The 21429-nt window shown below is 40.4% G+C and carries 19 protein-coding genes and 8 tRNA genes; 1 reads left to right on the top strand and 26 read right to left on the bottom strand.

Annotation, left to right across the window (positions count from 1 at the left end):
- Positions 1-97 precede the first annotated feature (97 nt).
- The 12 genes from purN to ACQRDX_RS05205 form a co-directional block, all read right to left on the bottom strand.
- Complete coding sequence (gene purN, locus ACQRDX_RS05260; protein ID WP_427895131.1) at positions 98-652, bottom strand: phosphoribosylglycinamide formyltransferase; 555 nt, start codon at positions 650-652, stop codon at positions 98-100.
- Positions 652-1677: a phosphoribosylformylglycinamidine cyclo-ligase gene (gene purM, locus ACQRDX_RS05255; protein ID WP_427895133.1), complete on the bottom strand. Its 1026-nt coding sequence runs from the start codon at positions 1675-1677 to the stop codon at positions 652-654. The genes purN and purM overlap by 1 nt, the downstream gene beginning before the upstream one ends.
- Positions 1664-1918, bottom strand: coding sequence for a hypothetical protein (locus tag ACQRDX_RS05250; RefSeq protein ID WP_354368577.1), 255 nt, complete (start codon positions 1916-1918; stop codon positions 1664-1666). The genes purM and ACQRDX_RS05250 overlap by 14 nt, the downstream gene beginning before the upstream one ends.
- Positions 1919-1920: 2 nt before the next feature.
- Positions 1921-3378 (bottom strand): amidophosphoribosyltransferase, encoded by a 1458-nt coding sequence (gene purF, locus ACQRDX_RS05245; protein WP_427895135.1) that lies wholly within the window; start codon positions 3376-3378, stop codon positions 1921-1923.
- Between the two features lie 121 nt (positions 3379-3499).
- Positions 3500-7219: a phosphoribosylformylglycinamidine synthase gene (locus ACQRDX_RS05240; RefSeq protein ID WP_427895137.1), complete on the bottom strand. Its 3720-nt coding sequence runs from the start codon at positions 7217-7219 to the stop codon at positions 3500-3502.
- Between the two features lie 21 nt (positions 7220-7240).
- On the bottom strand, positions 7241-7948 hold the full coding sequence (gene purC / locus ACQRDX_RS05235) for a phosphoribosylaminoimidazolesuccinocarboxamide synthase (RefSeq protein WP_427895139.1): 708 nt from the start codon (positions 7946-7948) through the stop codon (positions 7241-7243).
- A 123-nt stretch (positions 7949-8071) separates the two neighbouring features.
- Positions 8072-9064 (bottom strand): phosphate acyltransferase PlsX, encoded by a 993-nt coding sequence (gene plsX, locus ACQRDX_RS05230; protein WP_427895141.1) that lies wholly within the window; start codon positions 9062-9064, stop codon positions 8072-8074.
- 125 nt (positions 9065-9189) lie between these two features.
- Positions 9190-9960 carry a hypothetical protein gene (locus ACQRDX_RS05225; protein WP_427895143.1) on the bottom strand — a complete coding sequence of 257 codons (771 nt, stop codon included), beginning with the start codon at positions 9958-9960 and terminating at the stop codon, positions 9190-9192.
- 1 nt (position 9961) lies between these two features.
- Positions 9962-10837, bottom strand: coding sequence for an ABC transporter ATP-binding protein (locus ACQRDX_RS05220; protein ID WP_024399253.1), 876 nt, complete (start codon positions 10835-10837; stop codon positions 9962-9964).
- Positions 10838-10864: 27 nt separating this feature from the next.
- Positions 10865-11599 (bottom strand): hypothetical protein, encoded by a 735-nt coding sequence (locus tag ACQRDX_RS05215; protein ID WP_427895145.1) that lies wholly within the window; start codon positions 11597-11599, stop codon positions 10865-10867.
- Between the two features lie 111 nt (positions 11600-11710).
- Positions 11711-13126, bottom strand: coding sequence for a sensor histidine kinase (locus tag ACQRDX_RS05210; RefSeq protein WP_427895147.1), 1416 nt, complete (start codon positions 13124-13126; stop codon positions 11711-11713).
- On the bottom strand, positions 13072-13806 hold the full coding sequence (locus ACQRDX_RS05205; RefSeq protein WP_427895149.1) for a response regulator transcription factor: 735 nt from the start codon (positions 13804-13806) through the stop codon (positions 13072-13074). Before ACQRDX_RS05205 ends, ACQRDX_RS05210 begins: the two co-directional genes overlap by 55 nt.
- A 271-nt stretch (positions 13807-14077) precedes the next feature.
- On the opposite strand from ACQRDX_RS05205, the gene ACQRDX_RS05200 reads away from it, so the two are divergent.
- Positions 14078-14269: a hypothetical protein gene (locus ACQRDX_RS05200; protein ID WP_427895151.1), complete on the top strand. Its 192-nt coding sequence runs from the start codon at positions 14078-14080 to the stop codon at positions 14267-14269.
- A gap of 150 nt (positions 14270-14419) precedes the next feature.
- Here the strand turns inward: ACQRDX_RS05200 and recO are convergent, their stop codons facing one another.
- The 14 genes from recO to ACQRDX_RS05130 form a co-directional block, all read right to left on the bottom strand.
- Positions 14420-15184, bottom strand: coding sequence for a DNA repair protein RecO (gene recO / locus ACQRDX_RS05195; protein WP_354369907.1), 765 nt, complete (start codon positions 15182-15184; stop codon positions 14420-14422).
- Positions 15174-16349 carry a pyridoxal phosphate-dependent aminotransferase gene (locus ACQRDX_RS05190; protein ID WP_427895153.1) on the bottom strand — a complete coding sequence of 392 codons (1176 nt, stop codon included), beginning with the start codon at positions 16347-16349 and terminating at the stop codon, positions 15174-15176. The genes recO and ACQRDX_RS05190 overlap by 11 nt, the downstream gene beginning before the upstream one ends.
- Positions 16350-16458: 109 nt before the next feature.
- A complete protein-coding gene (locus ACQRDX_RS05185) occupies positions 16459-17427 on the bottom strand; it encodes a ribose-phosphate diphosphokinase (protein ID WP_354369909.1) in 969 nt (322 codons plus the stop codon).
- A 227-nt stretch (positions 17428-17654) separates the two neighbouring features.
- Positions 17655-19181 (bottom strand): PcsB-like coiled-coil domain-containing protein, encoded by a 1527-nt coding sequence (locus ACQRDX_RS05180; protein ID WP_427895156.1) that lies wholly within the window; start codon positions 19179-19181, stop codon positions 17655-17657.
- A 111-nt stretch (positions 19182-19292) separates the two neighbouring features.
- The gene (mreD, locus tag ACQRDX_RS05175) at positions 19293-19787 is read right to left on the bottom strand and encodes a rod shape-determining protein MreD (protein WP_354369911.1); all 495 of its coding nucleotides are present in this window, start codon (positions 19785-19787) and stop codon (positions 19293-19295) included.
- Between the two features lies 1 nt (position 19788).
- Complete coding sequence (gene mreC, locus ACQRDX_RS05170; RefSeq protein ID WP_427895158.1) at positions 19789-20619, bottom strand: rod shape-determining protein MreC; 831 nt, start codon at positions 20617-20619, stop codon at positions 19789-19791.
- A 79-nt stretch (positions 20620-20698) separates the two neighbouring features.
- Positions 20699-20786 (bottom strand) — tRNA-Ser (locus tag ACQRDX_RS05165).
- A gap of 3 nt (positions 20787-20789) precedes the next feature.
- Positions 20790-20863, bottom strand: a tRNA-Ile gene (locus tag ACQRDX_RS05160).
- A gap of 27 nt (positions 20864-20890) precedes the next feature.
- Positions 20891-20961 (bottom strand) — tRNA-Gly (locus tag ACQRDX_RS05155).
- 14 nt (positions 20962-20975) lie between these two features.
- A tRNA-Phe gene (locus ACQRDX_RS05150) sits at positions 20976-21048 on the bottom strand.
- 17 nt (positions 21049-21065) lie between these two features.
- Positions 21066-21139 (bottom strand) — tRNA-Met (locus ACQRDX_RS05145).
- A 12-nt stretch (positions 21140-21151) separates the two neighbouring features.
- A tRNA-Ser gene (locus tag ACQRDX_RS05140) sits at positions 21152-21241 on the bottom strand.
- A gap of 10 nt (positions 21242-21251) precedes the next feature.
- A tRNA-Ile gene (locus tag ACQRDX_RS05135) sits at positions 21252-21325 on the bottom strand.
- 20 nt (positions 21326-21345) lie between these two features.
- Positions 21346-21419, bottom strand: a tRNA-Met gene (locus tag ACQRDX_RS05130).
- Between the last annotated feature and the right edge of the window lie 10 nt (positions 21420-21429).

Below are 21429 nucleotides of genomic sequence, written 5' to 3'. Positions count from 1 at the left end.
AAACAAACACAGTCAACCAAACTATTCGACGTTTCATCACTCTGTCCCCTTGAGGTTATGTTATATCATCATTTAGGAGAATCATTAACCTCCTAAACTAGACTTTCCTAGCCACTCCCAACTCCTCCAGCACTTCTGGATAGAGCTGGTACTCTGCTTCGTGAATACGAGCTTCAAAGCTTTCAATGGTGTCATCAGCCAAGCGTGGGACGCGTACTTGTTTGATGACTTTTCCTGTGTCAACACCGCTGTCCACCCAGTGAATCGTGACACCCGACTGGTCCACCCCCGCTTCCCAAGCATCTTCAATACCATGAGCCCCTGGAAATTCAGGTAGATAGGCTGGGTGGATGTTGATGATACGTCCCTCATAAGCTGCTAGCAAAGTAGGGCCAACAATCTTCATGTAACCTGCCAAGCAAACCAAGTCAATGTCATATTCTTCAAGTAACGCAACGATTGCCTCTTCGTAGGCGACTTTATTGTCAAACTCCTTGAGTTCAAACGCATGGGCTGTCACACCGAGTTTTTCTGCACGCTCTAAGACATAAGCATCTCGGTGATCTGAAAAGACAAAGTCAACGGGAAATTGCTCTGCAATCACCTGGAAGTTTGAGCCATTGCCAGAAGCAAAAACTGCAATTTTTTTCATTACTTAATCACCACACTTGCGTCAGCTTTTTTTACGATACGACCAAGTTCGTAAACAGGCTCATCAAGCAAGGCTTTCACACGCTCAACCTTATCAGGACTGACTGCCAAGATCAAACCAATACCCATATTAAAGATTTCAAACATCTCTTCATGTTTGATGCTACCATATTTCTCAATAGCTTTGAAAATTGGAAGAACAGGAACTTGATCTTCTTCGATTTCAGCCGCTAAATCATCGGCAAACATACGTGGGACATTTTCAATGAAACCACCACCAGTGATGTGGGCAATACCGTTAACTAACTCTTCCTTAATGAGTGGAAGCACTGCTTTCACATAGATGCGTGTTGGCTCAAGAAGAACGTCTTTCAACGGTTTCCCCTCAAGCTCTGGAAGGACCTCTTCACCCGTATAATCAGCAAAGACGCGACGAACAAGCGAATAGCCGTTTGAGTGAATCCCACTTGAAGCAAGTCCAAGAAGAACATCGCCCTCAGCAACCTTTGAACCATCAATGATTTGTGATTTTTCAGCCACACCTACAGCAAATCCAGCCAAATCATAGTCATCTTCGCCGTACATTCCAGGCATTTCAGCCGTTTCGCCACCGATTAAAGCAGCACCGGCTTGGACACAACCCTCAGCAACACCAGCTACAACTTGCTCTAGTTTTTCAGGGATATTTTTCCCAGTAGCAACATAGTCAAGGAAGTAAAGGGGTTCAGCACCTGCTGCAATGATATCGTTGACACACATGGCCACACAGTCCTGACCAATAGTGTCGTGCTTATCATACTTGATGGCAAGCATAAGTTTAGTCCCAACACCGTCCGTTCCTGAGATAAGAACAGGCTCTTTAACACCTGTTTGGCTAAGGTCAAACATACCACCAAAGCCACCTAAAGCTCCCATAACCCCTGCACGCTCTGTACGAGCTACATGCTTTTTAATACGTTCAACAACTTCATAACCCGCTTCAACATCAACACCAGATTGGGCGTAAGCATTTTTATTTTCTGTCATTTTCTTTCCTTTCTTTGGAAATAGCAGAGCTGTCTTCTAACTTGATCTGCTTTTCTAACTCAATTCGAAGTCCATGATGTTGCCAGGCAGAAACACCTAAAATAACAGCTACCAACATTGGTAACCAAGCTTTTGAAAAGCCATGTTGAAACCAATTCCAGATGCCACTACCAAGACCAATCAACACCAAGACGATTTCAGCGAAGACGAAACGCTTCAGCCTTGAAAGAATTTTTATCACTACTATTTCTTCACATTTTCAATATAAAAGCTTGTCTTTTCCTCTAAACTTCGAAGGTACTCTTCTTCATAATCATAAAGAGGGGTAGGATAATTCCCATCAAAGTAAGCAACACAAAGCCCACCATTTGGTGCATCAGTTTCAAGACCAATTGAGTCCACTAAGCCTTCTAAAGAAAGGTAGGTTAAACTATCTGCACCAATAATCTCACAGACTTCATCAACCGTATGATTAGCAGAAATTAACTCTCGACGCGTTTGGATATCAATCCCATAAAAACAAGGGTATTTTAACTCAGGGCTACCAATGGCAACATGGACTTCCTTAGCCCCAGCATCACGAAGCAACTGAACAATGCGTCGGGAAGTGGTCCCACGAACAATCGAGTCATCTATCATAACCACGCGCTTATCCTTCACCACACTAGAGACCGCTGATAACTTCATACGAACACCTTGCTCGCGCAACTCTTGTGTTGGTTGAATAAAAGTCCGCTGAGTGTATTGATTTTTAATCAAGCCCATCTCATTTGGTAAACCTGACTCTTCTGCAAACCCCATAGCAGCTGAAAGTGAGGAATTGGGAACCCCCACAACAATATCGGCTTCATGTTGAAATTCTTGAGCTAAACGACGCCCCATATTTTTACGAGCAGTATGGACATTTACCCCATGAATGACTGAGTCAGGGCGAGCAAAGTAAACATACTCCATCGAACAGATAGCCAATTGTGTATCTGTGGTATAGGTGTCATAGTAAATCCCACTATCATCAATAACAACAATCTCACCAGGCTCAACATCACGCACCCACTCTGCACCAACAACTTCAAAGGCACATGTTTCACTTGCAACAACCCAAGCACCATTTTTCATTTTCCCAATTGAAAGGGGACGAAAACCATTTGGATCTAAAGCGGCAACTAACTTATCCTCTAACATCAGCAGATAAGCAAAGCCTCCTTTTACAGTATTTAATGCTTCCTTGATTTTACCCATAAAATCGGGATTATGGCTACGTCTAATCAAGTGCATCAAAATTTCTGTATCTGATGAACTTGAAAAAATAGCACCACTTCGTTCCAACTCCGCTTTTAATGTCAAGGTATTGGTCAAGTTTCCGTTATGAGCCAAACCAATCTGCATATCTGTAAAATTAAACAAGAAAGGCTGGATGTTATCGATAGAGGCTGCTCCAGCAGTAGCATAACGAACATGCCCAATTGCAGCTTGTCCTGTTAGTTTCTCTAAATCAGCAGTATTTTTAAAGACCTCTGATACTAAACCAGTGTCACGGTGGCGATGAAGTTGACCCTTGTCATTAGACAAGATGCCAGCCCCTTCTTGACCACGGTGTTGTAAACTATGAAGGCCAAAATACGTGACCTGAGCCGCTTGTGGATGTCCCCAAATCCCAAAAACTCCACATTCTTCATTAAGCGATTTTACTTCATATGTCATCATTCTTTTTCCTTTGCATTTCTTGCACTAGCAAAAATGCGTAAACCTACAGCTAGGATATCATCCCCAGCCTTTTCTGTCATCTGGCTAGAGCAGGCAATTTTTTGCCTAGCCCACTAGCTTATTTTCCTGTAAAGTAAGCAACAGCGCCACGGAACAAATGCTGATCTTTATTTCCTGGGATATTTTGGAAAAGACCATCTTCGTAACGTTCTGAATGTCCCATCTTACCAATGATTTGACCGTTCTTGCTCGTGATTCCCTCAATCGCATGACTTGAGCCGTTTGGATTGTACTTAGAATCCATACTTGGTTGCCCTGCAAAGTCAACGTACTGGCTAAAGATTTGACCATTCTCTCGTAACTGTTCAAACTCTTGATCCGTTACCACAAACTTACCTTCCCCATGAGAAACTGGGATAGCATGGATATCACCGACTTCCACACCAGCAAGCCACGGTGAGTTAGTGTTGGCAATTCGTGTTTCAACCATTTTTGCCACGTGCTGGTTAGCATCGTTATAAAAGAGGGTTGGCGATGTTTCAGTAGCATCTTCAAAGTTCCCGTATGGAAGTAAGCCTGACTTGACAAGAGCTTGGAAACCATTACAGATACCAATAATCAGCCCACCTTTTGCGATAAAGCTGTCAATAGCAGCGCGAACTTTCTCGTTTAACAAGATATTAACGATAAACTTAGCCGAACCGTCAGGCTCATCTGCTGCAGAGAATCCACCTGCAAAGAATAGGATGTTGGCCTTTTCGATATTAGCAACCATTTCTTCGATAGATTGAGTAATCACCTCTTGGTTAAGTGTTCTAAATGGAACAAGATTAACCTTAGCGCCCTCTTGTTCAAAAGCTTTAGCCGAATCATACTCAGAGTTTGTTCCTGGAAAGACTGGGATATATACCACAGGTTCTGCTACAGAACTATTAGCTTTAATAACAGCATCTGAAACGACTTTAGGAACCTCTTTGAGTTCTTTGTCTTGTTCAAAAACTGTAGGATAAACTGACTCCAGAGTACCCTCAAAAGCTGATGCTAAGTTCGAACCAGATAAAACTTGTCCATTCAAACTAATATCGTGATCCAGCGTCGTAAACCCAATCTTATCAACACCATCAATGTCGTCTGGACTCGTAAAGACAAAACCACCTAATTGCCCTTGTAAGACCTGCTCTAGATCTGATACGGTCACTTCTGCACCAATGCGGTTACCAAAGCTCATCACTGCCAGACTTTCTAGAAGACCACCATATTTAATAGCTGAAGCTGCGGTGATACTATACTCCTCTTGCAAGGTTGAAAAGCTGATAAAGTTAGACTTAATCCGCTCAAAATCAATATCTGCTGCTAACTCCGCACCTCTGATATAGTAAATATAATCTCCAACTGCTTTAAATTCTGGAGAAAGCACACGGTCTGCCTGACCTGTTGTCACACCGAATGCCACCAAGGTTGGAGGAACCGTTAACTCCTCAAATGTCCCCGACATGGAGTCCTTACCACCAATAGATGGCAGTCCCAGTTGAATTTGAGCTTCAATAGATCCCAAAAGAGCTGCAACAGGTTTTCCAAAACGCTCAGCTTCTTTATCCATGCGTTCAAAATACTCTTGGTAAGAAAAACGTGCCTTAGACCATTGCGCACCAGTAGCAACTAAACGTGCTGTCGCTTCAATAACAGCATAGGCTGCACCATGATAAGGAGACCAAGAGGCAATATAAGGATTATAACCCTGTGCCATAACAGAAACTGTATTAGTCACCCCAGTTTGTACTGGTAATTTTTGAACCGAACTCTCCGTTGGGGTAATTTGAAAACGTCCACCAAGAGGGTGATTGACAGTCGAACGTCCAACAGAGCTATCAAACATCGTCTGCAAGCCTTTTTGACTAGCATGATTAAGATCTGACAATACCTTAACAGCATCTTGTTCTAGAGTTTCTTTAGAGGTAGTCACCTGATAGGGTTGAGAGAGTTCACTATCAACAACACGCGCATCCACCTCTACACGAACACCATTAGTGTCAAGGAAAGAACGTTCAATATCAACAATTTTTTGACCATTCCAAGTCATCACAAGATTCGCCTTTTCAGTCACTTTTGCGACAACAACTGCTTGGATATTTTCTTTTTCAGACTCAGCGATAAATCGTTCAACATCCTTAGGAGCAACGACCACTGCCATACGCTCTTGTGATTCAGAAATCGCAATCTCTGTCCCATTAAGCCCCGCATATTTAAGTGGCACTTGATTAAGGTCAATTTCAAGACCATCAGCTAACTCACCAATAGCCACACAGACACCGCCTGCTCCAAAATCGTTAGATTTTTTGATTAATTGGGTAACAGCTGGATTACGGAAAAGGCGTTGAATTTTACGCTCTTCAATAGCATTTCCTTTTTGGACTTCTGCCCCAGCAGTTTCTACCGATTGTACCGTTTGAACCTTAGACGAACCTGTAGCACCCCCGATACCATCTCGCCCTGTTTTACCTCCAAGTAAGATCACAACATCACCTGCTTCAGGTTTAAGACGACGCACATTATCTTTTGGTGCCGCCCCTACTACAGCTCCAAGCTCCATACGTTTGGCAACAAAACCTGGATGGAAATATTCACGAACATAAGTTGTCGCAAGGCCAATCTGGTTTCCATAAGATGAATAACCATGTGCTGCAGTTTTAGAAATCACCTGTTGAGGAAGTTTCCCTTGACGTGTCTCTGCAATCGTCTCTGTAATATCACCCGCCCCAGAAATACGCATAGCTTGGTAAACATAGGAACGACCTGACAAAGGATCACGAATCGCACCACCGATACAAGTAGCAGCGCCTCCGAAAGGTTCAATTTCTGTAGGATGGTTGTGGGTTTCATTTTTAAACATCAACAACCAAGGCTCTTTAACACCATCAACATCAACTTCAATTTCAACAGAACAAGCATTGATCTCATCAGATACTTCCATATCATCTAAACGCCCATTAGCACGCTCATAGCGCCCAAAGATAGTAGCCATGTCCATTAAGGTTTGTGGCTTTTCAGTACGTCCTAACTCCTGACGCATTGCTATGTACTTATCATATGTTGCTTGCAATTGTTTTTCAAAAGCTGACGCTGAGAAGTCGATTTTCTTTAATTCCGTTTCAAAGGTCGTATGACGGCAATGGTCAGACCAGTAAGTATCCAAAACTTTCAACTCTGTCTCAGTTGGCACACGCCCAATAGTCTTAAAGTAATCTTGGATAAAGAGTAAATCGTCCACTTCCATAGCCAGACCTTCTTGAGCCTTATAAGCCTTAAAATCTTCTGCTGTATAAGTTTCAAAAATCTCTAAGTTAGGAATAGTTGTTGATGAGGTTGAGTAGCCTTCCAAAACCAAGGCTTTCTCCATATCCTTAAAGCGTGAATCAACAGGGTTTAACAGATACTTTTTAATCGACTCAAGCTCAGAGGATGAAATATCAGCATTAACCACATATAGTTGAGCTGTTTTGACTGTAACATCTTTAGCTCCTAGTAAGAAAAGCGCCTCTTGGCTACTCGCTGCACGTTGATCAAACTGACCAGGTAAAGCCTCAATCGCAAAATACACTTGATGAAAAAGCTCTGCCACAGCATCGTCTGCTAAGATATTATCTGTCACAGGCTCAGAAAAAAGGTGTTGTTCAGCCTGCCCAAAAAGCTCTTCTTCTAAACCAAAAACATCATAAACCTGTACCAAACGCAGATGTTTCAAACTCGTTAACTGCAGGTTATGAATTAATTCTGCCAGTAAAGATTCTGCTTTAATCTGAAAATTATCCTTTTTCTCAACGAAAATACGTTTATCCATCTGGAACTCCCAAATCCTTCCTTATTTCAACTCTTGTAACTTTTCTAAAACGACAGTATAGATATCTGTGATGGAGCCGATATTACGACGAAAGACATCTTTATCCATATGATTGCCATCTGCATCCCAAAGGCGGCTCGTATCTGGAGATACTTCATCTGCTAAAATAATTTTGCCATCTGCCGTGCGTCCAAACTCCAATTTGTAATCAATCAAAGTCAAACCAATTTGAGCAAACAAGTCTGTCAAGACAGCATTGATTTTACGTGTTTCCTCTTTCAAGAAAGCTAGCTCATCAGCACTTGCAATTTCTAAAAAGGCAACATGCTCATCATTGATAAAAGGATCATCCAAATCATCATTTTTGTAATAAAATTCCAAAATCGGTTGCTCAAGTTTGATGCCTTCATCTACACCAAAACGTTTTGAAAAGGAACCCGCTGTATAGTTGCGTAATACTACTTCTAGTGGAATAATCTCTACTTTTTGATTTAGTTGCTCTGTTTCGGACACTTGCTTTATGAAATGCGTCGCAATTCCTGCTGCATTTAAGTGTTCAAAAATCAACGATGAAATTTGGTTATTCAGCTTCCCTTTACCATCCACCGTCTCTTTTCTAGCACCATTAAGCATTGTGGCTTGATCTTTATACTGAGCCAAAATAATATTTTCATCTTCTGTTGCGAAAATATCCTTTGCTTTCCCCGAATAAATCAACTCTCTTGACATATTTTTGTTCGCCTTTCGTTTTTATCATCCTCATTCTAACATAAAGAATGTACCTTTTCAATCAAATGCCTAACAATTTAAAATAAACAAAATAAAAATGTTCGCTATATACGAACATTTTTACTATTCTTCTGTAAAAGCAGCTACGGATTTTGCTACCACATCTGTATCCAACATTTTTTTGATTTGCTTAATGGTATAGTAGATAGCTGTCGCATCACTTGATCCGTGTGCTTTAATGACAGGTGCCTTCACGCCAAACAAGACTGCTCCACCAGCTGAACTATAATCCAACGACCCTTTCAAGCTATAAAGGCTATCTTTTAAGAAGAAGGCGCCAATCTTAGCCTTTAGACCACCTGATTGAATCGCTGACTTCAGCTGCCCCATAATTGATAAAGCTGTTCCCTCGATAGATTTCAAGACGGCATTTCCTGTAAACCCATCTGTCACCACAACATCTGCGACACCATTTAATAACTCACGCGCTTCCACATTGCCAACAAAGTTTAGGCTGTCATCTGCTGATAACAACTCATAAACTTCCTTACGAAGCGGATCTCCTTTACTACTTTCCGTACCATTGTTTAAAAGACCAATACGTGGTGAAGAAATACCACGGACATGCTTGGCATAAAAAGAACCTAAAATCGCATATTGGTGCAGATGTTTAGCTGTATTTTCCGCATTAGCACCAAGATCTAACATATCAAACCCACTTCCGTCCCCAGTTGGCAAGGTAGATAACAGACCTGGGCGGTCCACTCCCTTGATCCGTCCTACCACAAAAATCCCAGCCGCCAAAAGCGCGCCTGTATTTCCAGCTGATAAAACAGCATGAGCTTGACCGTCTTTGACACTTTTAGCTGCCAAGACCATTGAGGCATTTTTCTTACGGCGAATTGCCTTTGCTGGCTCATCATCAGAGTCAATCTTTTCATCCGTATGGATGATGCTGACACGCTCTGTCGCCGTCAAATACTTCTTAATTTTTGACTCATCGCCATAAAGCTGAATTTCAATATCCTTAAACTCAGCAATCGCACGATTGACCCCCTCCACAATCGCTTGAGGAGCGTGGTCACCTCCCATAGCATCCACTGCAATGATTTTCATATAAAACTTCCTTACTTAATGAACTAATAGCTTTATTATAGCACGATTTCAGCTTTTTTCCTATTATTGAAAATAGCAGAGCAAAACAAATACCCCCTTCTCTCAGCAAGAAAGGGGATAAGACTTTAAAATTCCATCTTTTTAAAATACTTCAAGGTCAGATAGGCTAATACCGTCGAATAAACCAAGGTAACCAAAACAGATGTTCCTAATGTTGAAAACAGGCTTGCTCCTTCATACAAGGCATTAATATTACCAGTTGGAAAGAAGCTAGCCAAACCAAATACTGCTAAAATACTTGACCCAAGTGAGTAACCAAAGGCAACTGCCATAGTCGCTCCTACCCCTGAGTACAAGGAAACACAAGCAGCCAGCAAGACACAGACCAACATATCTAGCATACCGCCAAGGATACTTTGAGCAAACCCTGCATTTTCATCCGCCAGATGATCCCAGAATGTCAAGGTCGCATAGTCCAAATGACCAATACGTGTGTAGTAATAAGGCACCATCACCAATAGGAAGATTCCTGTATAAATAAGGACAATCGTCACCAGACTCAAGACCTTGGCCCCAAAGATGTCCTGACGCTTGATATCCTTATAGAGAAACATGGTATGACTATCTGCCTCACCCTTAAAGACCGTATAGGTTAGATAGAAAAGGGCAAGGATAGGTAGAGTAAAGTCATTTGAAGACTTAAATAAACTACCAGTCAAAGCTACAAATGAATAAAGATAGCCATCACTTGCACCAGGTACCATAAAGTTAGAACCTTTTGGTAAAAAGGTTGAAGCCAGAAAAAGTGTCGGAAAGAGGAAGGCAAAGGCAAGGAAAATCTTGGTTTCCTTCCTCTTCCAAACACTGGCAAAAACAGGTTTAAAAATTGCTAACATACTATTCACCTCGACTAAAAATTTCTTTCAAGTGGTTTTCTTTTACATGAAGCTTGCTGATCAAGTTTTGACTAGCTAGGTAGGCTAGGACAGCATTGAGTTCTCCGCTGCTTGCCTGAGTGGAAATCTCTAGGATATCCCCATCCAGAGTAATCGCTTCTGTCAGATAGGCTGAGAGAGCTTCCTTATCTGCTCTGCTATTGACCTCTACCAAGACACTCGGAGCTGACTGCCCAGCAAACTCATCTGCCAACTGACCTTTTTCGATATAGACATAACGCTCACAGAGAGCCTCCAACTCGCCAAGCTGGTGACTGGAAATCAACATAGAGATATTGCGTTCCTGTGACCAAGATTTGAGAATATCAATCAGCTGTTGCACACCGACAGGGTCCAGACCTACAAAAGGCTCATCCAAGATAAGGAAGTCTGGCTCTGCTACCATCGCGATAGCCAAGGCCGTCCGCTGTTTCATACCAAATGAGAACCCTTTTGGTTTACGGTTGCGCGCCTCCCACAAATCTAAGAGCTTGAGAGTCTTTTCAATATTTGGAAACATCTCTGTCCTACCATGCAAGGTCAGGTAAAACTTCAAATTATCAATAACCGACATCTCTGGATAGAAAACAGGGTCAATCATAATCCCAAAATCTTTGAGCAAGTTATCTGCTGTATGAATATCCACACCATTATAGGTAATGGTTCCTGTTGTCGGCTTGAGGGATTTGGCCATCAATTTCATCAAGGTCGATTTCCCAGCTCCGTTTTTACCGATCAGGCCGACGATTTCACCTTTTTTAATCTCCAAACTCACATCTTTTAATGAGTAAAAGTCATTTCCAGCAAATTGTTTTGATAGGTTCTTGATTGTAAGCATTGTTATTCTCTCTTTCTTAGGTATCTTTTAATATTCAATTTTTTCAAAATTCTTGCGTGCCGAACGATAAGCCAATCCAAAATATAGCAGGATCAAACCTAGACTAATGGCAAGAGCAAGTCCAAATGGAAACTGTCCAGCCAGTTTGGTCGCATAGGTCTGTGGGAAAGTATAGCGAAAACCATTTAAAAGTGGAGCAATTTGAGCAAAAAGGTTAAAAAGTACCCCAGTCAAGACAGCCATTATGGTTGTTCGCTTGATAGATACTGCCGCTACCAGACTAAGTAAAATCAGATTTAAACCAATCATCGTCAAGATATAGAGCAAACTATAAGCAGCTTGATGAGCAGGAAGCCAGTGAAAACCATATCGGGGAGCAATGGTAACGACATAGGTCAGACTAGCGATAAGGACTGTCCCTAAGAAATAAATCACATAGACAGCAAAGAGACTGAGTAACTTGGCGTGAAGAATGCTGGATTTCTTGATATCCTTGTAAAGAAACAGGATTCCAGAACCAATCTGATCACGAAAGACCGATGATACGATAAAGCCCATGATTAAGGCAGGTAAGACCAACTGGAATTGCAACTCCAAAGCCGACACGATAAAGGAAAGCCAACTACTTGCCACATCTGTGTTGATTTGAGCTCCTATACCAGCCAAGCTAGATACTAGCAAGGGCAAGAAGGCAAAAGTTAAAAGAATATTCACATCACGTCTTTTAAAAACGGATTGAAATACTGAAGGAAACAGATTCATAATTTAACTCCTTAGGACTTGATTTGTTTTACAAGAAGAGTATAACCCAAAAGAGCAATAAAAAATGACCACTCTAATGAATGGTCGTTTATTTGTCATGAATGGTAAATATTATGTTTCAACCGTCTGTGGCACATGTAGTTCTTGACGGAATCGAAAAGCCTGACTAGTCGTCACCAGTCTACAAGACGGATAGTGTGACAGGATTTTCTGTACATTGGCCAAACCAATCCCTCGTCCCGCTCCCTTGCTGGATTTCCCATAAGAAAAGATAGATTTTGTCTGAATCCGTTCTTCTGCTGTGCTATTTTCGATGATAAGAATTTTTTCACCTTGGTCTTCAAAATAGGCCACAAGCAGACTCTTCTCAGCTGACAAACTGGCTGCCTCTATGGCATTGTCTAAAAAGATTGATAAGATGGTCACCATATCCAGCAATTCGATTCCTACTGGAGCGGTGCTGGCTTCTTCTATCTCAACGGTCAGCTGAATCCCCCGACTTTGAGCTTCCATCAGCTTAGCAGATAAAATACTTTTCATCGCAGTATTACCTAGATGAGCTAGATTTCCAATATCATAGGCATCTTGATAAAATTTCTGGTCCGTCCCTGCTAAAACCGTTTGATAGATAGCCTTGATTTCACTAACATCTTCCTGCTTGATAGCTTCATTGAGACTAACCAAGATATTGGTATAATCATGTCGAAAGCTTCTAATATCCTTATACAGGCTTTCCACATGCTGACTGTAGTCTTCTAAAGAAGATAATTGAGCATCCTTTGCTTCCTGCAATTCCTCAGTCAACTGCTCTTTTAGCTTGGTATTGAGGAAAAAGAGACTACCAATAAAATAAGCAAAATAAATCTTAATAAAATCTATAACAACCAGGCTATCTCCAATACCAATCGACACTGACATGTCTGTTTCGCCTACTGATTGCCCAAAAACGAGCAACGCATGCACCACAACAACGTAGAAGAGCATGGAATAAATTAGGTTCTTGAGACTCTTTTTAAACTTAGGGTAAGCAAAAACCTTCTTCATGTGCTGAAAATCAATTCCCAGCAAACGGATAAAGGTCCGATAAAAAGGAATAAAGAGCAAAAGGACCACTACCACAAAGAGAATATCAAGCCATTCCAGATGTGTCTGCCATAGTTGAAAGGTTGTCCACTTAAGCTGGTAAATCCCAAAGGTTCGCTGAAATAAATCAACCAAGACAAAAGGTGCCAAACCGTAGAACAAGGATTGAGACCAAGTCCAAGACCGCTGAAACACCAAGAGATAGACCAGGAAATAAAAAGGTTCAAGGTAAGGAACACTATCTGGAAAAAGGATGAATAATCCCGAGAATAGACCTGATAAAACAAGCAATCGCCACCATTTCAAGCTCAGCTGACTCAACTGATTAAAAACTCCGAGCTTGATAAACCAGTCAATGAAGGACACTAGAAATACTAAACCAATAGCCATCATTTCCCAACCCTCTCCAGCAAACCTTTCAGTTTCATTCGAGAGACCAAGCAAGATTCCTCCTGTTCAAAATACACCATCCGCTCCACAGCATCCACACGAAGAATATTAGCAGGATTGACCACATACGCCCGATGGCTCTGGTACAAGCGTTCATCTGTTTTAGCAATATCTGACACCTTGCCATAAAACTCTGTATGACCTGACTTGGTTGTCAAGACGACCTTATGAGGTGTTGAAGAGGTTTCAAAATACAAAATATCTGAAAAAGGAACTTGAATCTGAGAAAACTCACTCTTGAAAACAAAAGCATCATCGCTCACAGTCTGACTGATATGACGATAAGCATGTTGGAGAACATCTGCCACCGCTTCCTTAAAGGCAGGTTCTTCCAACCCCTTATCAATAAAATCAAGAGCTGACACACGGTATTTATAGGTCAAAGGCATAAATTCCGAATGCGTTGTCACAAAAACAATCACAGCATGCGGATCACGCGCCCTTATCTCCCGTGCAATCTCCATCCCTTTCTTCTCCTCACCTCTAATCTCAATATCTAGGAAAAAGAGTTGATGATTTCCAGTCTCTGTCACAGCCTCTAATAACTGCTGAGGTTTACCAAACACTTCCAAGGTCTTGTAGGCAACGTCACTCATTTTTACAACTTCCTCAATCGCCTGCTCCAACCTAGCTTGTTGCATAAAATCATCTTCCAAGATAAAAATCCGTAACATCACATCCCCCATTCATGACAAAATAAAGACTGTTCATGACAGCTCCACCCCATTTTCTCTAAAATTTCCTATACTAAGATATATCAAAGAAAGGAAAGGAACCTACATGATTTATATCCTAAAACCATTCTTCTATCCAAACACCATAGAAAGGATTTTAAACCAACTTGGGCGACCATTCCAAGTCAAACACAAGGAAGATTTTCCCGTCGCCCATCAAATTAACTACTATTTTATCATAAATACCCCTCAAAACATATTCTGGGATGGAATGAAGGTAGCAAAAACCATTCGCCAGCGGGATGACACTGGACAACTCATCCTGATTGATGAAGAGCCTGACTACCAAGTCTGCTTCCGAAGCCACCTCTCCTTCCTAGCTGTCCTAACACCTCACCAAGCCCAAACAGAATTAAGGGATTATCTACAAAACAGGGAGTGGGAAAGAACTCGACCAGTCTAAAAAGAGTTCGTCTTCCCACCCCTGCACAGTTGATTAGGTCAGATTTGGAGTGTGAAACACGAACAAATCTGTCAATCAACCACTGCGCTGAGATGTTGACACGAACTCTGAGAAGCGAGGCTGGACTTTCTGCCCAGCCTCTATTTCTATTTATTCTTCTGGCTTCATAATCTGCCCCCACTTTTCCAAATCGTCAATAAACTGCTTGCTTTTGAGCCTAATTCCCACAAAATCATCATAAATAGCATCCATAAACACACGCAATTTTTTCTTCATGTCTGCTTTCAATGAAATGGTTTTTAAATCCTCAAAACGCACAGCTTGAAATTGATCTAAAAGATAGGGGACATTTGGATCGAGATGACTACGATTAGGGTCTTCTTGATAATGATCTGGACAAAGTAAGCCCGCTATACGATGAGAAAAATCAAAAGGCAGGCCTACTCGGTGACAGATCGCACACTCATGAAAATTAAGTTTGACCCCAAAGCGATCTAGCAATTGCAACTCAAAAATCAGCGTTAAAACCTCATAATCTAGCCCCTCTTCCATCAAATCAAGCGTTTTAACTAAAAAAGCAAATAAATGAGGATCCAATACCTTATCACTAATAGCCGCATCAGTCAAAGCCAATAGATAAGTGGCATAAGATAAACTAAATAAATCTCCACTAATCTTAGGATAAGCTCTGACACTCTTATAATCCATAATATAGCTCAATCCTGTGTCGCTAATCGTCATGATAAAATCCGCAACTGTTAAAGGTTGAATCACAGACTGGAGTTTGGATTGAGGAGCTTGTTTCACGAAAAACATCCGTTTTCCCGCTTCTTCTGTAAAAATCTTAACCAGCCTATCAGATTCCTTATAAGCCCGATTATAAAGAATAATTCCTTTAGACTCCTTAGTCTGCATACTCAGCCATAAACTCTTTTAAGCGTGTCATCGCTTCTTTAATAGAATCCATACTTGCAGCATAAGAAATACGAAGATAACCCTCACCATATTGCCCAAAAGCAACACCAGGAATAAAAGCAACGGCTTTTTCACGTGCAAATTTTTGCAAGAAAGCAAAAGAATCTTGTCCTTCTTTAACAGGAATCTTAGCAAAGATATAAAAAGCTCCGCTTGGACGAATAATTTTAAAATTCATCTCTTCCATCTTTTCAATGATGTAATCACGGCGTTTGACGTATTCTACTTTCATCGCCTCAGTATCATTTTTTCCATCTGTTAAAGCTGCGATCGCTGCATATTGAGCATTTGTAGTAGCTGCCGTTACAAGATATTGGTGACTCTTAATCAACTGCGCTGTGATATAGGCTGGAGCAAAAATAAGTCCAATACGCCACCCTGTCATAGCGTGAGATTTAGATAAACCATTAATAACAACCGTTTGGTCAGGTAATAATTCCCCAATCGATACATGTGGTTCACCAGTATAAGTCAATTCCGAATAGACCTCATCTGAGATAACAAAAATATTATACTTCTTAAGCACCTCAGCAAGAGCTTCCAATTCCTTACGAGAATAAGTCACACCCGTTGGATTAGCTGGATAATTAAGTAAGACGGCTTTTAGCTTATCTCCTTGAGCTAAAATAGCCTCTTCCAGCATCTCAGGAGTCAAGACAAAATCATTAGCAGTGGTATCAATCTCAATAATTTCAGCACCAACCAAGTTCACAATGGGTTCATAACCTGGATAAGCAGGAGCAGGAAGTAACACTTTGTCTCCTGGCTCTAAAATGGCTGTCAAAGTCGCTGAAAGTGCCTCAGTTGCTCCGATTGTCACCAAAATTTCATTATCAGGATTATAATCAAGATTGTATTTTTCTTTTACAAAAGCTGACGCTGCTTGACGCAACTCAGGAAGACCCGCCATCCCTGTATAATAACTTTTATTGGCATCAATGGCTCGCTTAGCAGCTTCTTTCACGTGATCTGGTGTTGTAAAATCAGGTTCACCCAAGGTCAATTTTAAAATCCCAGGAATATCTGAGATAGATTGATCAAATTGACGAATCATGGACACTTCTATTTTATTCAAATTTTTATTAAAACGATTCTGTAAATTCATACTCTTACCTCTTAAAAAGATAGTACTACTATTATACAAAAAATTCTGACACTTTACACTATAAATCAAAAACAAGCCTAGAAAACTTCTAGACTTGTCAACTAGTGTCTTATTTTGCTTTTCCAAGCTCAAATAGTGGTGAAAGAGGACGTTTTTCGTGAATACGAATAATAGCCTCTGAAATCAACTCAGCAATGGAAATTTGTTCAATCTTATCAATCAAACGTTCTTCTGGAAGGTAAATCGTGTCTAACACAACTAATTTTTCAATAGCTGAATTTTGAATATTATCAAGTGCAGGTCCTGATAATACTGGATGCGTACAACTTGCATAAACCGAAACAGCTCCAGCTTCAGCAAGCGCATCAGCAGCATGAGCAATTGTTCCAGCTGTATCAATCATATCATCGATTAAGATACAAGTTTTCCCTTCGACCTTACCAATGATATTCATCACCTCACTCGTGTTCATTTTTTCTACACTACGGCGTTTATCAATGATAGCAATTGGAGTTTTCAAAAACTCTGCCAACTTGCGTGCACGTGTCACACCACCATGGTCAGGACTAACAACCACATAATCTTCACCAGTCATCCCGCGACGCACAAAATAATCGGCAATCAGTGGTGCCCCCATCAAATGATCGACAGGAATGTCAAAGAAACCTTGAATTTGAGCTGCGTGCAAATCAACTGTTAATAGACGATCGACACCAGCAACTTCAAGCATATCTGCTACCAATTTAGAGGTGATTGGTTCTCGTGAACGTGCTTTACGATCTTGTCTAGCATATCCATAATAAGGCATCACCACATTAATGGTTTCAGCACTGGCACGCTTTAATGCATCCACCATAATCAAAATTTCCATCAAATTATCATTAACAGGTGAACTTGTTGATTGAAGAATATAAACATGATGTCCACGAATAGACTCTTCAATATTCACTTGAATTTCACCATCTGAAAATTGACGAACTGTTGATTTTCCAAGTTCAATTCCCATCGTGGAAGCTACCTTCTCAGCCAACTCCTGATTCGATGATAAAGCAAACAGCTTTAAATTATTGTATGACATGATTCCCTCCAAAGTTATAGTCATCAGTTTTATCCTATATCATTTTATCTTTTTTCACGTCATTTTTCAATAAAAAAGGAAAAACAATCTAATCCTCTCTCATGCTTAGTTATAAGTTATCCACTACAGGTGACCATGAGCCACTATTCTAAAATAAAAAAGAGAAGACTCTATTAGCCTCCTCTAAACATTAACTTATCACCAACATATTATAGTTGATGAGCTTTTTAATTTGGATAAATATATGTTACAACTCCTGATGATGTGGCTGTAGGATCAAACCAACCACGGAAGTTTGAAATATACTGGTTTCCATTATAATTTGATTCCATTACTTGAATACGATTGGCACTTTCTACAGCGGTAACATAAGCAACGTGTCCATATCCACCATCATTCCATGATGCAATCGCACCAACTACAGGTGTTGAACCAGTAGAAAAACCTGCTGCTGCCGCTGATGCAGCCCATTGCGCACCATTTCCCCAGTTATTACCAGCCCATGATGCTAATTCTTTAACTCCCCACGTACATTGACCGATAGGATAAGTATTAACGCCAGAAGTCGTAGTAGGTGTTGTTACTGCTGCTGCAGATTCGCTTGTTACTGTTTCAACGACTGTAGTTTCTGATGTCGCAACCTCACTTGTTGCTTCACTTACTGCTACTTCTGAAACAGCAACCTCGCTTGTTGCTTCACTTACTGCTACTTCTGAAACGGCAACCTCGCTTGTTGCTTCACTTACTGCTACTTCTGAAACGGCAACCTCGCTTGTTGCTTCACTTACTGCTACTTCTGAAACAGCAACCTCACTTGTTGCTTCACTTACTGCTACTTCTGAAACAGCAACCTCGCTTGTTGCTTCACTTACTGCTGCTTCTGAAACAGCAACCTCGCTTGTTGCTTCACTTACTGCTGCTTCTGAAATGGCAACCTCACTTGTTGCCTCCGATGCGGCTTGTTGTTGAGCAAGTGCAGCTGCTTCTTGTGCTTTAACAACAGATTCTTCTTGTAATCTTGCTTCCTCCGCTGCCTGTGCTTGTGCAGCAGCCTCTGCTGCAGCTGCTTGCTTAGCTGCTTCCTCTGCAGCAGATTTTTGTTCTAATAACTTCGCTCTTTCATCCTCAGCATTAGCTTTTTCAGCTGCCAAATTCAATTGAGCTACTTCTAATTCTGCTTGTTGAGTTGCAAGAGTTAATTTATTTTCTTCAACTGCTGCTTGATTTTCCCAAATAGTGTTAATAGCTGTTTGGTTTTCAGCCTGCTTAGCTTCCAAAGCAGCCTTGTCTGCTTCTTGTTGAGCAATCATTTTCTTATTAGCTTCAACAACTTCTTTAATAGCTGTAATTCGACTAATTGCATCAGAAACAGATTTTGAATTTACAAGTGTATTGATATACGATGTTGCTGAACTTGTTTTTTGTACCGTACGAGCTTGTTTTTTCAATGATTTGCTTCTTGCAACAATTTTATTAGATAATTTTGCAATCTCTGTGCCAAGTGCCTCTGTTTCAGCCTCTAAATCAGCAGTTTGAGCAACTAATTGATCTTGTTGTGCTTGCAGAGTACTAACTTGATCCTGGATAAAAGCAACTTGCGCTTGAGCATCTAATTCTTGATTAGATAAATCTGAGATTTTATTATCCTGAGCTGAAATCTGTGTATCATAATCTTCAGCACTCACTCCATTCGCCACAGCAGAGCCTAGGGTTACCCCACTGACTAAAACTGCAGATAAAATTCTTTTTTTCATAATAATTCATACACTCCTTTACGATAAGACATCTTATATTCTATCAAAAAAACGCATAACATATGTTACGCATTTATTACAATTTGTTATCTCTTTATTTTTAAAAAGCACTCATACCTTCATGAAATATTGACTAATCATAAAAATTATTGAGTTTAATAAAAGTGTTGGTGCTAACGTATAGGTAATAAAATAAATATATGAATCACTTGTTAAATTTAAAACTTTACCACCAGTAAATGTCAATATCTCTAACAAAAAAATTAAGATAAAGAAACTCAAAATTCGATATAATTTATTATTACGCATAATATTTCTAAAATAAGACAAAAATAGTAATAATAATGGGTAAAAAAACATCCCTATTCCAATATATTGTAAATGATGAAAATCATAAAGTAGACCAAAAAACATTAAAACAAAAAAATGAAACCAAAACTCTACTTGATAGGACATCAGTAGAACAATTAGCCAAAAGAAATGAAAATCTGGATGAAGATTAAATGGAAGTCTGTAACTGAGAATACTTGTCAACTGAGAATCAATAAAGAATGAAAAGAACAAAACTAAAGGATATAGCCATAAAAAATGTTGCTGTTTTTTCATCTTAATCACCCACAATGGTTACAACACTAATTTTATTAAAATTAGCTGCTGGTTTAACATAAATCTTTTTAGATAGACTATCATCAGAATTTTCAACCGTCTCAACTTCTCCAACGAAGACATTAGGCAAAGTTTGCCCATCTAATCCACTCGTCACAACCTTACTCCCACTATTCACAGTCCCATCAGAGTTAGCCTGACTCAAAACAAAACTATTTTTTTCCTTGTCAAATCCCTCTAAAATAGCATATATCTCTTCAGTACCTGAACTCATTTTAACAGGAAGTTTTTGAACCCCCTTCACATCTGAAAAAAGCGAGACCGTTGAACTATTTTTTGTAACAGAAGTCACCTGACCAACTAAACCACCATCAGACAAAGCTAGCATTCCCTCTTTTACACCATCGTTTTCTCCAACAGCAATCGTAATTTTAGACAACCATGATTCTGAAGTCCTTCCAGTTACATAAGTCGATAATATTACTTTGTCACTAGAGATATCACTAAATTTAAGATTTGATTTCAATTCCTCATTTTCATTCTTTAGTTCTTCAACAAGTAACTCTTGATTTTTTAAATCTAAAAGCGCCCGTTTTAATTGCTGATTTTCCTCATAAGTCTTGAAAAGATCCGAAATATTATTAACGAAAACGCCAAACATACAAAAAGGCGTGCCCATCACTTGATCTACTCCAGATACTATATTATTAAGTGGACTCAAAACTCGAGTCACTTCTGAGTTTTTTCTTTGTAAGAAAAAACTAATAGAAAAAAAAACTAAAGCAATAGAAACCATTGCAATAACTAAACGTGATGTAATATATTTTTTCATTTTTACCTATTTACCTAAATATCCGTGTAAATATAAAACAAAACGAGATTATCTTACGATAAACTCGTTTTTAAACTTACGGAGAATGAGGGATTCGAACCCTCGCGCCAGTTTCCCGACCTAACGATTTAGCAAACCGTCCTCTTCAGCCTCTTGAGTAATTCCCCAAATGGGCACGAGTGGACTCGAACCACCGACCTCACGCTTATCAGGCGTGCGCTCTAACCACCTGAGCTACGCGCCCAAGCACTGCTTGGAATAAAACATTTAAAGCGGGTGACGAGAATCGAACTCGCGACAACAGTTTGGAAGACTGTAGTTTTACCACTAAACTACACCCGCATATTAAATTATAATGGCGCGAGACGGAATCGAACCGCCGACACATGGAGCTTCAATCCATTGCTCTACCAACTGAGCTACCGAGCCATGTCCACAACAGGATATTGCGGGAGCAGGATTTGAACCTACGACCTTCGGGTTATGAGCCCGACGAGCTACCTAGCTGCTCCATCCCGCGATCTTAAAACAAAGGAGGATGTGGGATTCGAACCCACGCACGCTTTTACACGCCTGACGGTTTTCAAGACCGTTCCCTTCAGCCGGACTTGGGTAATCCTCCAAATAAAATATGGACCTTGTAGGACTCGAACCTACGACCGCTCGGTTATGAGCCGAGTGCTCTAACCAGTTGAGCTAAAGGTCCAAAACCATCCATAATAATAATAGCGGCGAAGGGGATCGAACCCCCGACCTCCCGGGTATGAACCGGACGCTCTAGCCAGCTGAGCTACACCGCCATTTTTTCTC

It is taken from the genome of Streptococcus sp. SGI.013 (assembly GCF_050315295.1).
GTDB classification, from domain to species: Bacteria; Bacillota; Bacilli; order Lactobacillales; family Streptococcaceae; genus Streptococcus; species Streptococcus porcorum.
The sequence above is the reverse complement of the archived record's forward strand: the minus strand, read 5'-3'. Positions and strand labels throughout refer to the sequence as shown.

Excerpts from the sequence above, each read along its gene's own strand:
- ACQRDX_RS05180 (WP_427895156.1), bottom strand. The coding sequence starts at position 19,181 with ATGAAAAAAAGAATTTTATCTGCAGTTTTAGTCAGTGGGGTAACCCTA.
- recO (WP_354369907.1), bottom strand. The coding sequence starts at position 15,184 with ATGCAGACTAAGGAGTCTAAAGGAATTATTCTTTATAATCGGGCTTAT.
- purC (WP_427895139.1), bottom strand. The coding sequence starts at position 7,948 with ATGTCAAGAGAGTTGATTTATTCGGGGAAAGCAAAGGATATTTTCGCA.
- ACQRDX_RS05190 (WP_427895153.1), bottom strand. The coding sequence starts at position 16,349 with ATGAATTTACAGAATCGTTTTAATAAAAATTTGAATAAAATAGAAGTG.
- mreD (WP_354369911.1), bottom strand. The coding sequence starts at position 19,787 with ATGAAAAAACAGCAACATTTTTTATGGCTATATCCTTTAGTTTTGTTC.
- ACQRDX_RS05225 (WP_427895143.1), bottom strand. The coding sequence starts at position 9,960 with ATGTTAGCAATTTTTAAACCTGTTTTTGCCAGTGTTTGGAAGAGGAAG.
- purM (WP_427895133.1), bottom strand. The coding sequence starts at position 1,677 with ATGACAGAAAATAAAAATGCTTACGCCCAATCTGGTGTTGATGTTGAA.
- purN (WP_427895131.1), bottom strand. The coding sequence starts at position 652 with ATGAAAAAAATTGCAGTTTTTGCTTCTGGCAATGGCTCAAACTTCCAG.
- ACQRDX_RS05205 (WP_427895149.1), bottom strand. The coding sequence starts at position 13,806 with ATGTTACGGATTTTTATCTTGGAAGATGATTTTATGCAACAAGCTAGG.
- mreC (WP_427895158.1), bottom strand. The coding sequence starts at position 20,619 with ATGAAAAAATATATTACATCACGTTTAGTTATTGCAATGGTTTCTATT.
- ACQRDX_RS05200 (WP_427895151.1), top strand. The coding sequence starts at position 14,078 with ATGAAGGTAGCAAAAACCATTCGCCAGCGGGATGACACTGGACAACTC.
- ACQRDX_RS05220 (WP_024399253.1), bottom strand. The coding sequence starts at position 10,837 with ATGCTTACAATCAAGAACCTATCAAAACAATTTGCTGGAAATGACTTT.
- ACQRDX_RS05185 (WP_354369909.1), bottom strand. The coding sequence starts at position 17,427 with ATGTCATACAATAATTTAAAGCTGTTTGCTTTATCATCGAATCAGGAG.
- ACQRDX_RS05240 (WP_427895137.1), bottom strand. The coding sequence starts at position 7,219 with ATGGATAAACGTATTTTCGTTGAGAAAAAGGATAATTTTCAGATTAAA.
- purF (WP_427895135.1), bottom strand. The coding sequence starts at position 3,378 with ATGACATATGAAGTAAAATCGCTTAATGAAGAATGTGGAGTTTTTGGG.
- plsX (WP_427895141.1), bottom strand. The coding sequence starts at position 9,064 with ATGAAAATCATTGCAGTGGATGCTATGGGAGGTGACCACGCTCCTCAA.
- ACQRDX_RS05215 (WP_427895145.1), bottom strand. The coding sequence starts at position 11,599 with ATGAATCTGTTTCCTTCAGTATTTCAATCCGTTTTTAAAAGACGTGAT.